Origin of the sequence: Legionella drancourtii LLAP12 (assembly GCF_000162755.2) — a bacterium.
In the GTDB taxonomy this organism is placed as follows: domain Bacteria; phylum Pseudomonadota; class Gammaproteobacteria; order Legionellales; family Legionellaceae; genus Legionella; species Legionella drancourtii.
Map to the genome: position 1 here is coordinate 51,379 of NZ_JH413798.1, position 13,750 is coordinate 65,128.

Consider the following 13,750-nt stretch of genomic DNA (forward strand, 5'->3'; position numbering starts at 1 on the left):
AGCCAGATGCTGAGCAGTTTTTTTAAATACCTTGTCATCCGCCATACCTTAGTTTAATTTTCCAATGCTCCAGCGTGCTGCCTAACGTTCTTTGCAGCGCTGAGATCTGATTAAGATACGCAATTTTTGCTCCGATTAATCCGGATTGCGCTTGAATCAACCGATCTTGAGTATTATTCACGTCCAAAGCAGTGGCTATGCCGGCTTGTTGCTTTTTCTTTTCCAAGGCATAAGACTGTTCGGCCAACTTCACCTGCTTTTGTGCCAATTGATAGCGTTTGGCCAAACTACGGATATTATTAATGGTGTTCGTAATACTGGTAATCAATGCTCTTTTAGCAGCAATCAAATTTAAGCGATCTTTTTCTAAACGGATCTTCGCGTTAATTAATTGACTACGGCGACTGACATCATGTAAGGGTACGGTTACGGTCAAGCGTGCCGCCTGGGTCAAGTTATTACCATTATAAATACCGCGGACCCCATTATTGCCTCCAGTTACATCATTTTGGGTACCGCTTTGTACCGAGGCACCTAAATCCACTTGCCATAATTGTTGGTTTTTAGCAATTTTATAAGCACGCTCATCCGCGCGTAAGGCCATTTTTTGTGCCAGATAAAGGGTATTATGATTTAGGGCCTGTTCAATTGTTTGCTGTAAATCAGGGACGATAATTTCTTCCACCGTCACATCACTGGGTACAGACAAATGGGTATCCGGGTCGAGACCTATGGTTTGCAATAAGTCTTGGGTTGCCGTTTGAAACTCATTTTCACCCTGCTCCACCATTAAACTGAGCGACTCAATTTGGTACGATTGCTGAATATTGCCTGTAGGTTCTAATTGCCCTGCTTCTATTTTTTTCTGGTTAATTTCATAGGATTTTTGCGCTTCCTTTAACTGCAAGCGCTGATTTTGTAGATTATTACCGCTTAAAATTAAAGTACGGTAAGCCATGATCACTTGCGTAATTTGATCGGCAACCGATTGCCGTAAACTTAATTTATTTAACCATTCATTATCAACCGCATCTAATAAGGCTGCTTCATTCACATTTTTGCCAAAGCCGCGTAATAACGGCTGAGTTAACGAAAAATTTAATACGGGATTAAAATTGTTATCACCAGATACATTATTATCGATACTCAGATTTGCTTTAGTACCGAGCTTCGTCTGCACATCAAATTCAGGACTTGCCAAAAGGGTATGCGTCGTATCCGAACCAATGCCGTTAAATCTACTTTTTTGGATGACTCCCGATGCGCCCAAAGCATATTGCACTTCAAATTCGTTATGCGCCAGACGCAATTGATAACGTTGCACCACCCGGTCTAATTCCGCATTTTGGATATTAGGGTTATACCGCAAAGCCAATAAAATCGCTTCGCGCAATCCCATGCGATGCACACTTTTCTTGCGTGCCGCAGGTGATGTAGGTAATTCTATCCAGCCTTTAAGCATAAATTCAGGATTAGCAATTGCTTTTTGGAGCCGCTCTTCAGCCCGCTGCACTTGTAAATCTTCCGTGCTTGCCGTAGCCCCAACATGGCAACTAAGTACACTGAACAACAAAAACCAGAAGCTTTTTTTCATAAACCTATTCATTTAACTTTGTTCCAGACCGCAAAGCGTTGTTTGTCTTGCAAACGTAGCGCTGTTAATTGTCCGCCCCATAAACAGCCGGTATCAATGGCATGAATTTTAGGATTAGGACATACGCCCTTTAATGCCGCCCAATGCCCAAAAACAATCTCGGCGTCAATGTGTTTACGTTGGGGCACGGCATACCACGGATAAAGATTAGCAGGTGCGGCAGCAAGTGTCCCTTTATAACTTAAATGCAGCCGGCCTTCGGCATCACAAAGACGCATACGAGTAAAATAATTAGTGATAATCCGTAAACGGTCCATGCCCTGTAATTCATCTGCCCACAGATCGGGTTTATTACCATACATATGCGAAAGAAAATTGCGGTAATACTTCCCAGAAAGCACCACCTCAAGCTCTTTAGCAAACTGCTTTGCCTGGGCTAAATCCCAGACTGGTGCAATACCCGCATGGCACATCACCACATTAAATTCAGGGGCATGATACAAAATAGATTGTTTTCTTAACCATTGCCCTAAGACCTCACGATCCGGTGCATTAAGGATGTCTTTGAGGGTATCATCATGGCCTTTCCACGGTTTATCACCAAATAATGAACCTAATAAATGCAAATCATGATTGCCTAAGGTCACTCTTGGTGTCAGTGCTAAAGAACTTACCAAGCGTAACACCGCAAGCGACTCGGGGCCGCGATTCACTAAATCACCAACAAACCATAAGCGGTCCACAGTATCATCAAACTTAATTAATGCCAACAGCCTTTGTAAGGGTTCATAACATCCTTGCACATCACCAATCGCATAGTCAGACACTGTTTTTTGCTCCTGGCCGTATGGCATTACTACTGTTATCAACAACTAACCATTGCCCGGCAGCATTTAATTTTTGCAAAGAAGAAACGGCGGCTGTATGGGATTGGCTCAATTGAGTATGACTACTTGCTCTATTGGTCAACTCCATGGCGGACATCAACTCCACTCTACCCGATAGATGTTGTACTTTAACCGACGCGGGCAGTGCAATAGCATACTTGGAAAATACGACGCCACTTTGCATCTGCTGATTTTGCATTTGTTCAAAACGGACCGTCGCACTACCATCGGCTCCGCGACTGTGTAAACCTAAAGCCAAAAAGCCATTTTGTACCGCTTGCCAATTTTTATATTCTGGATGTTCACGCACGAATAATTGAAACATTTCTTGACACATCAACATACCACCAGGAACCATGAATAAAGGTGCTTTATTAATCATAATTCGCCCTTCGTCCAAAGATTTTATCATCCATTGAATGAAATCAAGACCCGCATGTTGTTCTTTTTCTAATAAAGTTTCTGGTGTACCGCCAGCAAAGGTCCCGATGCTACCATAACGTCCCGCCGGATGATTGCTACCATGGCGATGCATAAACTCGGTGAAGTAACGCTGAATGGCAATCGCATCTGCACGAATTAAAATGGCACCCAAAGTACCCGCTGAACGCTCATCTTCATTGAGTAAGGCCAGCCAAACGGCAAGCACCTCGCCATGTGACGCAATCCAGGCAAACCCACTAGCCGGAATTAATGCCTTAGCAAGCAACAAATTGATGCGGCGGCGAAATTCAACCTCAGGTTCTTTTTGAAACTCATACGCATAATACTGACCAATACTACCCAAGCTTTCAAGCAAAGGATTCCATTCTTTTAATGGCTTGCGATTGACATCAAATAGGCTCACCTGATAATCGACAAATAATTTGCCGAGCCCTTGTAAAAGGGCCGCAGAATACAAGGTATATTGCCACAATAATTGTTCTTCGGATAAGGAATCGCCCGGTTCATGCACCATATATTCCTGAAATAAACTTAACGCAGCTTCCGTACGATTCAAGGCATGGTCGACAAGACCGCCAGGTTGTGAATAATAACTGTTTGCAGTCTCTGGTAAATTTTGACAATAAAGAACCAGGTTATCGATAAGAGCCAGACATAAACGCTCATAGCGCGATGGTTCCAACTGAGTCAACGCGTGCATCTTTATGAGTAATGCCTGTCGTCTGTCCTCAATCAAGAAATGACTCGCAGGTATTATGCGGGTTAAATCTTTTATCGATTTTCTTTGCGTTGACAAAGAATTTTTACGCTCACGATGAAACAAAGCCATCTCCATAATGATTAATAACTCCAAACTAAAATTAAAGTAACTATTCAGCTTAGCGCAATATCAAATATGGTGAATAATTACCAATCAATCCCTGATTGTTTAATTTTACACTAATTGGAAACAAATTTCGCTAGTTGAACATATTCAGCGACCGAAATTTGCTCAGGCCGTCTACCACCATCAATCCCTAAATCAAGAAGTTGCTCTGCAGATATGATCCCTTTTAAATTATTATTCAAGGTCTTACGTCGCATAGCAAAGGCGCTTGCCACCAAGCGCTCCAACTGCTCCACGGCAACTGATTCAAAGGGAGATTTCTCATAAGGCACCAAACGCACCACGGCCGAATCAACTTTAGGCCGCGGCTCGAATGCTTCTGGTGGAACCGCAAATAAATAATCCACATCACAGTGATATTGCAACATCACGGTTAAACGCCCATAGTCTTTAGTACCCGGTTGTGCGGCCATACGCTCTACAACCTCTTTTTGTAACATAAAATGCATGTCTTCTATAAAAGGCGCAAAGCGTAGCAAATGGATCAATAAGGGCGTGGAAATATTATACGGCAAATTACCAATAACCCTTAATTTCGCACCAAATTGACTGTAATCGACCGTTAACGCATCGGCGGCAATTAGATTTAATTTTCCTTGCGCAATCGGTAATTCAGACAAATATTTTTGTAAATCCGTATCAATTTCAATTGCCGTCATCCGCTTTAAGCGACGGAGTAAAGGTTCTGTTAATGCCCCTAAACCCGGACCAATTTCTAAGAGATTATCTTCGAGCTGTGGATTAATAGAACGCAGAATATCGTCAATTACATGACGGCTCTGCAGAAAATTTTGACCAAAACGCTTACGTGGGCTGTGCCTCACTTGATGTCATCCAGAAAAAATAAAAATGAATTATATCCTGCTTATGAACTGAATACTAATTTCAAAAAAATAAATGCCGCTGGCGCAAAACAGCTTCGTGCGTCAACCAGGTCCAGAGCCTGCTTTAGCGCTGTACGGCAACATAACAAAATTTAGCTAGCATAAATTTCTTAACATGGGGTAAAATTCGCCCACTATGAACAAGGTTGGAATGAACAATGACCTATAGAAGAATGTTAAAATCAAAAATTCATCGTGCCCGGGTTACTGAGGCAGATTTGAATTATGAGGGAAGTATCACCATTTCTCCAGAGCTTTTAAAAGCCGCAAATATACTTCCTTATGAGGCCGTCAATGTATGGAATGTGACAGCCGGCACTCGTTTTGAAACCTATGCCATTACTGGCGAACCAGGTTCTACTGAACTCTGCGTTAATGGCGCCGCCGCACATTTGGTAACGCCTGGCGATTTAGTAATTATTGCCACCTTTAGCCAAGTGCAAGAAGAAAATTGCGCCCATATAAACCCAACTGTGGTTTTTGTTGATCAATTTAATCGCATCAAAGAAACGCGCCCTGAACGTGTTGGGATAAAGAGTGAGGAATTTTCCGAGGCTTGATTTAGTACAGAGAATTAGAGTACTACTGTCAAAACGCCGCGCCCCCTTTGATGGGCATAGGCGTCAAGCCAGGGGAAAATCCTCTGTCTACTTCACGCGACGTGTCCACGGAAGCCAGGGATCTTGCGCAAAAATTGAGATCGCCGGATTTCGCAGAACAGAGGAATAGGACTTAACTTGTCCCAGCCCAACCAATGAGTTTCCCAATATTATGTTAATCCACCTTCTTGAACTACGCCGACGCAGCATACAAACCTTATTTTGCTTTGCCACTCTCTTCTTATTATTTTTCTTCCTGGCCAACAATCTATTTCAAGCCCTGGTCAGCCCATTGCTCCACAGCCTTCCCACTCAAGAAGGATTAATTGCCACCCAAATTACCTCTCCTGTTTTTACGCCGCTTAAACTTGCTGCTGATGCGGCAATGTTGCTCAGTGCCCCCGTGGCTTTATTTCACTTTTGGCGTTTTATTAGCCCCGGACTTTATCAAGACGAACAAAGTGTGCTCCGTCGCGCGCTCATATTCAGCCTCATCTTATTTGTTATTGGAATATCATTTTGTTTCTATCTCGTGCTGCCATTCATGTTTCAATTTTTTGCTCATGCCCTGCCTAAAGGGGTACGTTATATGCCGGATATAACCTATGCCATAGACTTTATCACCCATATGCTGTTGTTATTTGGCTTGTGTTTTCAGGTACCCTTGCTCTGTTTTATGCTCGTTCGTCTAAAGGTTGTTGAGCTTGCCACCCTTAAAAAAATACGTCCTTATGTCATCGTCAGCGCATTTATCCTTGGCATGCTCCTCACCCCCCCGGATGTCTTTTCACAAATCACTCTGGCCGTACCACTTTGCTTACTTTATGAGCTAGGAATTATTCTGGCTATTTATTTGCTCTAATCAGCCAGCCCTAATACACCAACCAAACAATGATTATATTCTATACTTTAAGTATGGATGGTGCGCATAACTGGGGATTGAAATGACCGCAGAACAAATTGAAGAACAAATAATACGGATAAAACAACAGGTTGCTCGCTTAGAACAGCAGATTGGTGATGTCAAAAGAAATCGCGACAACCTAACTCAGAAACATGCCGACAAAAAAAGGAGTATTGAAGCGCAAACACAATATTTGCGTCTAATATTAGACAATATAGGCAAGCTCAGCCGTAAATTAAAAGAGCTCCCCCAAGAATCGCTAGGGCAAAAAAAACGCCTTGCGCTAGAAAAACAATTAGCCGAACGACAATATAACGCAGAAGAAGAAGCAAAACTTAAACCTTTGCACGATGAATACGCGATAACCGGCGATAAACTCTTAGAAGCAAAAACTAAATATGAAGAGCTTGCGCTTGAGCTGGCGAGAGAAAAAACAGTTTTAGAGCAAAAAAATCAAGAAGCAGCAGAACAATTAGTACGTGAACAGGAAAAAATACCAACCGAAATAGAACAATTAGCGCGCGCGCAAGAAAAAACCAAGAAAGCAGCAGAGCAATTAGCACATGCGCAAGAAAAAAACAGACAGGTAGCCGCACAGCGTGCGCAAACAAAAGAGGTGCAAAAGACTCTGGATCAAATAAAACCTTTACCCCCCTATTCAAACTAAATAGATAAAAAACCTATGTGTTTCTGGAGTGCCGCGGTGAGCGGCTGCCATATTTTTACGAATTCCCCGCCAACAACATGCATTCTTAATGACCAAACAAGATTTATAAAATATACTATGCCCACAAATAACCCATAATGAACCGGGATCAACATGACAGCAGAAAAAATTGACTTATTAGAATTAGAAAAAGAGCTCCAAGAAAAAAAAATAGCGCTTACAGAACAAAGCGAAAAAAAATCGCAAGTAGAACAAAGCGATAAAAAGTTCAGCGAAGACCTACGAATAAAGGCCAATGCCATTCAAGATATTCTTAACACGGTACAAAAATTGATACTCAGTCATAGGATCACCATTCACTCCCATCCCTATAAAAGAAAAGATCAGCTAACAGACGACTCTTTTATTACTAGACAAAAAGAAAAATTACTTGCGCTGGTTGTTCATAATCATCCCGAGCAAGACCAATTAATAGTACTTTTAGAAGCCATCAAAAAATGTGTGGGCTCACATAAAGAAATACCGCAACAAGAGATAGAAAAACTCATCAATACCTCTAAATTAAATGACTCTACGCCGCCGTTCAGCTGGTTAATGAAACAATTAGGCACAAAAGAGCAGGCTTATCAATTCGCGACTAAAGACTCAAATCAAGTGGCAATAGCCTATGGCCTTTTCGACTTTTTTACTAAGAAGAAAGCCAAAGAAAAACAAGCATTCCTCGATATCATTATCCAGAAAATTAAAATACTTACAGACTTGAAGGCATTAGCCGGATATCAAAAAACGCTAATTGAAAACTATGAAAATATAACCAGTCTCCATGAAAAGCAAAGCAAACTGCCTAATATTATGAGCATCAACTCTGAAATTAACGTGCTAAATACAGACATAAAAAACATTGAACATGAACTAGCAATAGCCCGTAAAGGCAACAAGAAGCAGAGCTTAAGGCGCAGCAAGAAGCAGAGCTTAAGGCGCAGCAAGAAGCAGAGCTTAAAGCACAACAAGAAGCCGAGCTTAAAGCGCAGCAAGAAGCAGAGCTTAAGGCGCAGCAAGAAGCCGAGCTTAAGGCGCAGCAAGAAGCAGAGCTTAAGGCGCAACAAGAAGCAGAGCTTAAGGCGCAGCAAGAAGCCGAGCTTAAGGCGCAGCAAGAAGCCGAGCTTAAGGCGCAGCAAGAAGCCGAGCTTAAGGCGCAGCAAGAAGCCGAGCTTAAGGCGCAGCAAGAAGCCGAGCTTAAGGCGCAACAAGAAGCAGAGCTTAAGGCGCAGCAAGAAGCCAAGCTTAAAGCGCAACAAGAAGCCGAGCTTAAGGCGCAGCAAGAAGCAGAGCTTAAGGCGCAGCAAGAAGCCGAGCTTAAGGCGCAGCAAGAAGCCGAGCTTAAGGCGCAACAAGAAGCAGAGCTTAAGGCGCAGCAAGAAGCCGAGCTTAAGGTGCAGCAAGAAGCCGAGCTTAAAGCGCAGCAAGAAGCCGAGCTTAAGGCGCAGCAAGAAGCCGAGCTTAAGGCGCAGCAAGAAGCCGAGCTTAAGGCGCAGCAAGAAGCCGAGCTTAAGGCGCAGCAAGAAGCCGAGCTTAAAGCGCAGCAAGAAGCCGAGCTTAAGGCGCAGCAAGAAGCCGAGCTTAAAGCGCAACAAGAAGCACGATCTAGCTTAGTCGTGGAACTAAAAAGACTATTAAATAACTATAAAGAAGCGCGTGCAGAAAAATACCATGTAAAAGATGCATTCACGAGCGCCGATAAAAAAGCACGGGAAACATTTATCACCACCATGAATACGTTGTTTGATGCCTACGAGACCAGCGGTACTAGTCACAAACTACTCGCCACAATTGCTGAGCATCACGTGAAATTCCCCGGGATTAATCTCCAGTCCACATTAAATAAGATAACCATTAAATTAATGGATGCAGAGCCAGTGCATCATTCTGAAGAAGTAATCAAGCTTGAAGCAATGCACAAAGACCAGCAGAAATTAGATGCATTGTATAATGGTTTAGATAAAATGCTAGCTTTTGCGAAAAACTTAGCAGATAAAAAAGAACAGGATATCGTTTCCCGCTTAGCCGGTGAACTACGCCAAGACCTCGATTGCTTTGTAAAAAAAGAGCCTAATGAAGCAGCGTATCAGCACTTCAAAACTAAATTTAAGGCCAGATTACACAGTGAAGATAGTAGCATGAGTAAGCATGAACAGCTATGGAAGCCCATTGTGACCAATCTCTTAATCGCCTTATTCTCTTTAGGAACGCTTATCGGCATTCAAGTGGTGCAATCAAAAATTACGAGTGGCTGCGTACGTTTCTTTGCTGCTGAAACAGCAAAACAAAAGATGATAAATCAGGTTGACGAATTAGCGTCTACGCTAAGCGCTCCTCAATGCGGCGGTTAAACTCAAGGTAAACGCAAATTTACCGATACAGATCCAAAGCGCTCAGATAAGAGCGTCTCTTGCCCTACGGTCATCGCGTAGTTAATCCGCGATGACGCTAAAAAAAGGATCTTTAGATGGATAAAATTGCTCGCTTTAATATAGGGGATTTAGTAATACATAAACAGAGTCGTTACCGTGCGATTGTGGTCGATATAGATCCCTTATTTCAGGCCTCCGGCCGTTATAATCCTCAAGCGCCACAGCGAGAATTTGCAACCCGCAATCCTTGGTACCGTTTACTGGTTGATGACAGTAGCCAAATGACTTATGTTGAAGAGTGCATGTTAATTGCCGATACCAGTGAGCTCCCGATTAATAACCCCCATGTAAGCATGTATTTGCAAGAGCGCGGCGGGCAGTATCATAATCCGAATGCCAAACATTAAACAAGCGGCAGCGCGTGCCGCATAGATTAAGAAGCGGCGTGCCTATCTTGAACTAAGTGCTGCGCAGCGTTAGCACCATCAAGGCAATAAAGCCAATTAAGACTAGAGCCAGCACGCCCATAGTAAAAAAACTCTTGTTTAAATTTTCACGACTAAATTGATCCGGGTTTCCTTTAATCGAACGGTATAAAACAAAAAGTATCATTCCCGCACCAATAAGCCCTAAAATTTCATAGAATATTTGCATGAACTCTCTCCCTATTTCACTTCAAAACTAAATGCATCAGAATATAAATGCTCGGCGGCTACACCATGTAAAATTAACGCATCGCGTGTACTATACACCATATCAAAAGGCCCGCTAATGACGATTTGCCAAGCGGCCAAATCATGCGGATGACGAGCCAAAACAAAAGAAACCAGCGGCATTTCATTTTCATCAGACAACGAAGAAAAATAATTAAACCGCCCCACATGCGCCTGCCAGCTATTTACCTTCTCATCCATATACAAATCATTTTGCATGCGCGCGCCCCAAAACAATTCAAAGGGCCGTTGATCTGCTGCAGTAGATAATAACTGTTCAATCATTGCCTTTACGGGTGCAAATCCCGTACCACCCGCGATAAATAAGATCGGACGCTGCGCATCCAGATGCTCGATACTGCATACACCAAAAGGCAAACGAATCGTGACACTCCCCTGTTCCTTAATATGTGCAAATAAGCGTTGGTTGTATGGATTTTCCAAACTATGGCGAATATGTAATTCATATTTATGCGACCCCAAAGGCGCATTCGCAATTGAATAACTAAAGGCTTCATCTCCAAAAAGAATTTGCAGATATTGTCCTGCATGATAATCCACGTATTCTTCCGGTGCCAAAACCAATTGCATAATCGTATCGGTTAGTGGCGTAATTTGCTCTACCTGAGCCTTAATGATTTTTTCACTCATATGTTCAATCCTAATGATGGCCAATAACCATTCACTTTTTTCAAAATCTCTTCATCCATCACAATAGGCAGCCCCCATTCCCGCTGCGTTTCACCAGGCCATTTGCTGGTGGCATCCATTCCCATTTTTGAGCCTAAACCAGAGACTGGTGAAGCAAAATCAAGGTAGTCTATAGGTGTATTATCGATCATGACGGTATCACGCGAAGGATCCATACGTGTAGTCATCGCCCAAATCACATCCTGCCAATTACGTGCATCAATATCATCATCACAAACAATCACAAATTTGGTATACATAAATTGACGTAAAAAGGACCAGACAGCCATCATAATACGCTTGGCATGTCCTGGGTATTGTTTTTTAATGGTAACCACCGCCAAACGATAAGAACAACCTTCAGGTGGTAGATAAAAATCAATAATTTCGGGAAATTGTTTTTGTAATAAAGGAATAAACACTTCATTCAAAGCCACACCTAAAATAGCCGGCTCATCGGGAGGACGTCCAGTATAAGTACTGTGGTAAATCGGTTGCTCGCGATGCGTGATACGCTCTACAGTAAATACCGGGAAGGATTGTACTTCATTATAATAACCCGTGTGATCGCCATAAGGCCCTTCAGCAGCATCTACACCAGGTTCTAGATAGCCTTCTAAAATAATTTCCGCACTGGCAGGTACATGCAAATCATTGCCAATACAACGCGTCAGCCGCGTGCGTTGCCCCCGTAATAAACCCGCAAAAGCATACTCCGATAAACTATCTGGGACTGGTGTTACTGCCGCAAGAATAGTTGCCGGATCTGCACCTAAAGTCACCGCCACTGGAAAACGTTCCCCAGGATAAGCTTGTTGCCAAGCCTGGTAATCCAAGGCACCACCACGATGTGACAACCAACGCATAATTAACTGATTTTTATTTAAAAGTTGCTGACGATAAATCCCCATATTTTCCCGAGCCTGATGGGGGCCTTTGGTCGTTACTAAGCCCCAGGTAATCAAGGGGGCAACATCTCCAGGCCAACAGGTTTGAATCGGCAGCTTGGTTAAATCAACGGCCTCTTTTTCCCAAACATGGGTTTGGCATTCAGCGCCGCTGACGTATTTGGGTGCCATATTTAAGGCTTGCTTTAATAGGGGTAATTTATTAAAGGCATCTTTGAATCCTTTAGGAGGCTCCGGCTCTTTTAGTGCGGCTAATAATTTACCCACTTCCCTTAAGGCACTGATACTTTCTTCCCCCATCCCCATAGCCACACGCTCAACGGTACCAAATAAATTGGTTAAAACAGGCATCTGATTGATTGTATTTGTAAAAAGCAGCGCCGGACCACCAGAACGCAAGACGCGATCACTAACTGCGGTCATTTCAAGATAAGGGGATACTGGGTAATCGATACGTTTTAATAAATCACGTGATTCAAGTTGCGCGATAAAGTCTCTTAGATCAGAGTATTTCATTAAAAATTCCTCGCAATCTCGCCGATCGTAGGTTTGCAATAAGATCCTTTTCCCCTTGCGGGGAAAAGGTGCCTATCATTGCCATTTAATTAAATGAATCTCATTCGCCCTGAATCGTTCGGGCGCGCTTCCTCAGCCCGAACGGATGGAGGTTCTCTGAAGCAAAATCCAGCACTTAATGACAGTGAAAGTATCCCTTAGGGAATTTTTTTCTACTCTTGGCGTTTCATCGCATCGAAGAATTCAGCATTCGTTTTATGATTCTTCATGCGCTCAATTAAAAACTCAATTGCATCGCATTCATCCATAGATTGGAGAATCTTGCGTAAAATCCATGTACGTTGTAGATCTTCTGGGCTTAATAACAAATCTTCACGACGTGTTCCGGAACGATTAATATTAATCGCCGGGAAGACTCGACGTTCAGCAATATTACGGCTCAAGTGAATTTCCATGTTTCCGGTTCCCTTGAATTCTTCGTAAATTACTTCGTCCATCTTAGAGCCCGTATCAACCAAGGCTGTAGCAATAATCGTTAAGCTACCACCTTCTTCAATATTACGTGCAGCACCATACAAACGCTTAGGTCTTTGTAACGCATTGGCATCGACCCCCCCGGTCAGAACCTTACCTGATGAAGGAATTACCGTATTATAAGCACGGGCTAGACGCGTAATCGAATCTAATAAAATCACCACATCTCGTTTATGTTCAACCAAACGCTTGGCTTTTTCGATGACCATTTCGGCGACTTGCACGTGACGATTTGCCGGTTCATCAAAGGTACTGGCAACTACCTCACCTTTCACTGAACGTTGCATCTCGGTTACTTCTTCAGGGCGCTCATCAATCAATAACACAATGAGGTAACATTCTGGATAATTCTTTTCTATAGAACGAGCAATGTTTTGTAACATTAAGGTTTTACCCGCTTTCGGCGGAGAAACAATCAAACCACGCTGTCCACGACCAAAAGGAGCACATAAATCAACGACACGGGCAGTTAAATCTTCGGTACTGCCATTGCCTTGCTCCATAACCAAACGCTCTGAAGCAAATAAAGGAGTAAGGTTTTCGAAGAGAATTTTGCGTTTGGCACTATCGGGTGAATCATAGTTTATTTCATCAACCTTCAACAGGGCAAAATAACGCTCACTGTCTTTGGGAGGACGAATTTTTCCTGAAATTGTATCCCCTGAACGCAGACCGAAACGTCTGATTTGACTGGGTGAAACATAGATGTCATCAGGACCAGCTAAATAAGAGCCATCTGCAGATCGTAAGAAACCAAAACCATCAGTCAAGACTTCTAAAACACCATCACCATGAATGTCTGCGCCTTTTAAGGCATGAGCCTTAAGAATGGCAAAAATAATTTCTTGTTTGCGCATACGGGAAGGGTTTTCGACACCAATCTCTTGTGCAATATTGAAGAGATCGGCAATAGGCAATTGCTTAAGTTCGCTAAGATTCATACTTCTCACTTGATTTGTTGTTTAAGAATTGAGTTATCCGAGATAATTTATATTAAGAACAGCAGCTAAGGATTCTGCTGCCTATGTGACATTTTATATTCCAAAGATGCCACATATTGCAAACAGTATCACAGCTTTACTTCAAGATCCAACATTTTTACAAAGAAAAAAA

General features: G+C 42.7%; 14 protein-coding genes. 6 read left to right on the top strand and 8 right to left on the bottom strand.

The features are described from left to right. Nucleotides 1-34 precede the first annotated feature (34 nt). The 4 genes from LDG_RS01825 to rsmA form a co-directional block, all read right to left on the bottom strand. Entirely contained in the window at nt 35-1,594 is a 1,560-nt protein-coding gene (locus LDG_RS01825; protein ID WP_006869394.1) for a TolC family protein, read from the bottom strand. Between the two features lie 8 nt (nt 1,595-1,602). Beyond that, complete coding sequence (locus LDG_RS01830; protein ID WP_006869395.1) at nt 1,603-2,421, bottom strand: symmetrical bis(5'-nucleosyl)-tetraphosphatase; 819 nt, start codon at nt 2,419-2,421, stop codon at nt 1,603-1,605. Then, nucleotides 2,414-3,748: a conjugal transfer nickase/helicase domain-containing protein gene (locus LDG_RS01835; RefSeq protein ID WP_006869396.1), complete on the bottom strand. Its 1,335-nt coding sequence runs from the start codon at nt 3,746-3,748 to the stop codon at nt 2,414-2,416. The genes LDG_RS01830 and LDG_RS01835 overlap by 8 nt, the downstream gene beginning before the upstream one ends. Before the next feature lie 116 nt (nt 3,749-3,864). Beyond that, nucleotides 3,865-4,635 (bottom strand): 16S rRNA (adenine(1518)-N(6)/adenine(1519)-N(6))-dimethyltransferase RsmA, encoded by a 771-nt coding sequence (gene rsmA, locus LDG_RS01840; protein WP_006869397.1) that lies wholly within the window; start codon nt 4,633-4,635, stop codon nt 3,865-3,867. A 218-nt stretch (nt 4,636-4,853) separates the two neighbouring features. Between rsmA and panD the strand changes: the two genes are divergently transcribed. The 6 genes from panD (at nt 4,854) to hspQ (ending at nt 9,683) form a co-directional block, all read left to right on the top strand. Continuing rightward, entirely contained in the window at nt 4,854-5,255 is a 402-nt protein-coding gene (gene panD, locus LDG_RS01845) for an aspartate 1-decarboxylase (RefSeq protein WP_040534150.1), read from the top strand. A 211-nt stretch (nt 5,256-5,466) separates the two neighbouring features. Next, nucleotides 5,467-6,156 (top strand): twin-arginine translocase subunit TatC, encoded by a 690-nt coding sequence (tatC, locus tag LDG_RS01850; RefSeq protein ID WP_006869401.1) that lies wholly within the window; start codon nt 5,467-5,469, stop codon nt 6,154-6,156. Between the two features lie 82 nt (nt 6,157-6,238). Beyond that, a complete protein-coding gene (locus LDG_RS01855; protein WP_006869402.1) occupies nt 6,239-6,865 on the top strand; it encodes a hypothetical protein in 627 nt (208 codons plus the stop codon). A 153-nt stretch (nt 6,866-7,018) separates the two neighbouring features. After that, nucleotides 7,019-8,518, top strand: a complete 1,500-nt coding sequence (locus LDG_RS19990) for a hypothetical protein (RefSeq protein ID WP_233491394.1) — start codon at nt 7,019-7,021, stop codon at nt 8,516-8,518. 2 nt (nt 8,519-8,520) lie between these two features. After that, the gene (locus tag LDG_RS19995) at nt 8,521-9,255 is read left to right on the top strand and encodes a hypothetical protein (protein ID WP_233491396.1); all 735 of its coding nucleotides are present in this window, start codon (nt 8,521-8,523) and stop codon (nt 9,253-9,255) included. A 116-nt stretch (nt 9,256-9,371) separates the two neighbouring features. Beyond that, nucleotides 9,372-9,683 (top strand): heat shock protein HspQ, encoded by a 312-nt coding sequence (gene hspQ, locus LDG_RS01880; protein ID WP_006869405.1) that lies wholly within the window; start codon nt 9,372-9,374, stop codon nt 9,681-9,683. A 52-nt stretch (nt 9,684-9,735) separates the two neighbouring features. Here hspQ and LDG_RS01885 read toward each other — a convergent pair whose 3' ends face one another. The 4 genes from LDG_RS01885 to rho all read right to left on the bottom strand — a co-directional run bounded on the left by LDG_RS01885 (nt 9,736) and on the right by rho (nt 13,578). Then, nucleotides 9,736-9,930 (bottom strand): hypothetical protein, encoded by a 195-nt coding sequence (locus LDG_RS01885; protein WP_006869406.1) that lies wholly within the window; start codon nt 9,928-9,930, stop codon nt 9,736-9,738. Between the two features lie 11 nt (nt 9,931-9,941). After that, the gene (locus LDG_RS01890) at nt 9,942-10,640 is read right to left on the bottom strand and encodes an NAD(P)H-flavin reductase (RefSeq protein ID WP_006869407.1); all 699 of its coding nucleotides are present in this window, start codon (nt 10,638-10,640) and stop codon (nt 9,942-9,944) included. Continuing rightward, nucleotides 10,637-12,103 carry a 4-hydroxy-3-polyprenylbenzoate decarboxylase gene (gene ubiD, locus LDG_RS01895; RefSeq protein ID WP_040534154.1) on the bottom strand — a complete coding sequence of 489 codons (1,467 nt, stop codon included), beginning with the start codon at nt 12,101-12,103 and terminating at the stop codon, nt 10,637-10,639. Before ubiD ends, LDG_RS01890 begins: the two co-directional genes overlap by 4 nt. 212 nt (nt 12,104-12,315) lie before the next feature. Beyond that, nucleotides 12,316-13,578: a transcription termination factor Rho gene (rho, locus tag LDG_RS01900; RefSeq protein ID WP_006869409.1), complete on the bottom strand. Its 1,263-nt coding sequence runs from the start codon at nt 13,576-13,578 to the stop codon at nt 12,316-12,318. Between the last annotated feature and the right edge of the window lie 172 nt (nt 13,579-13,750).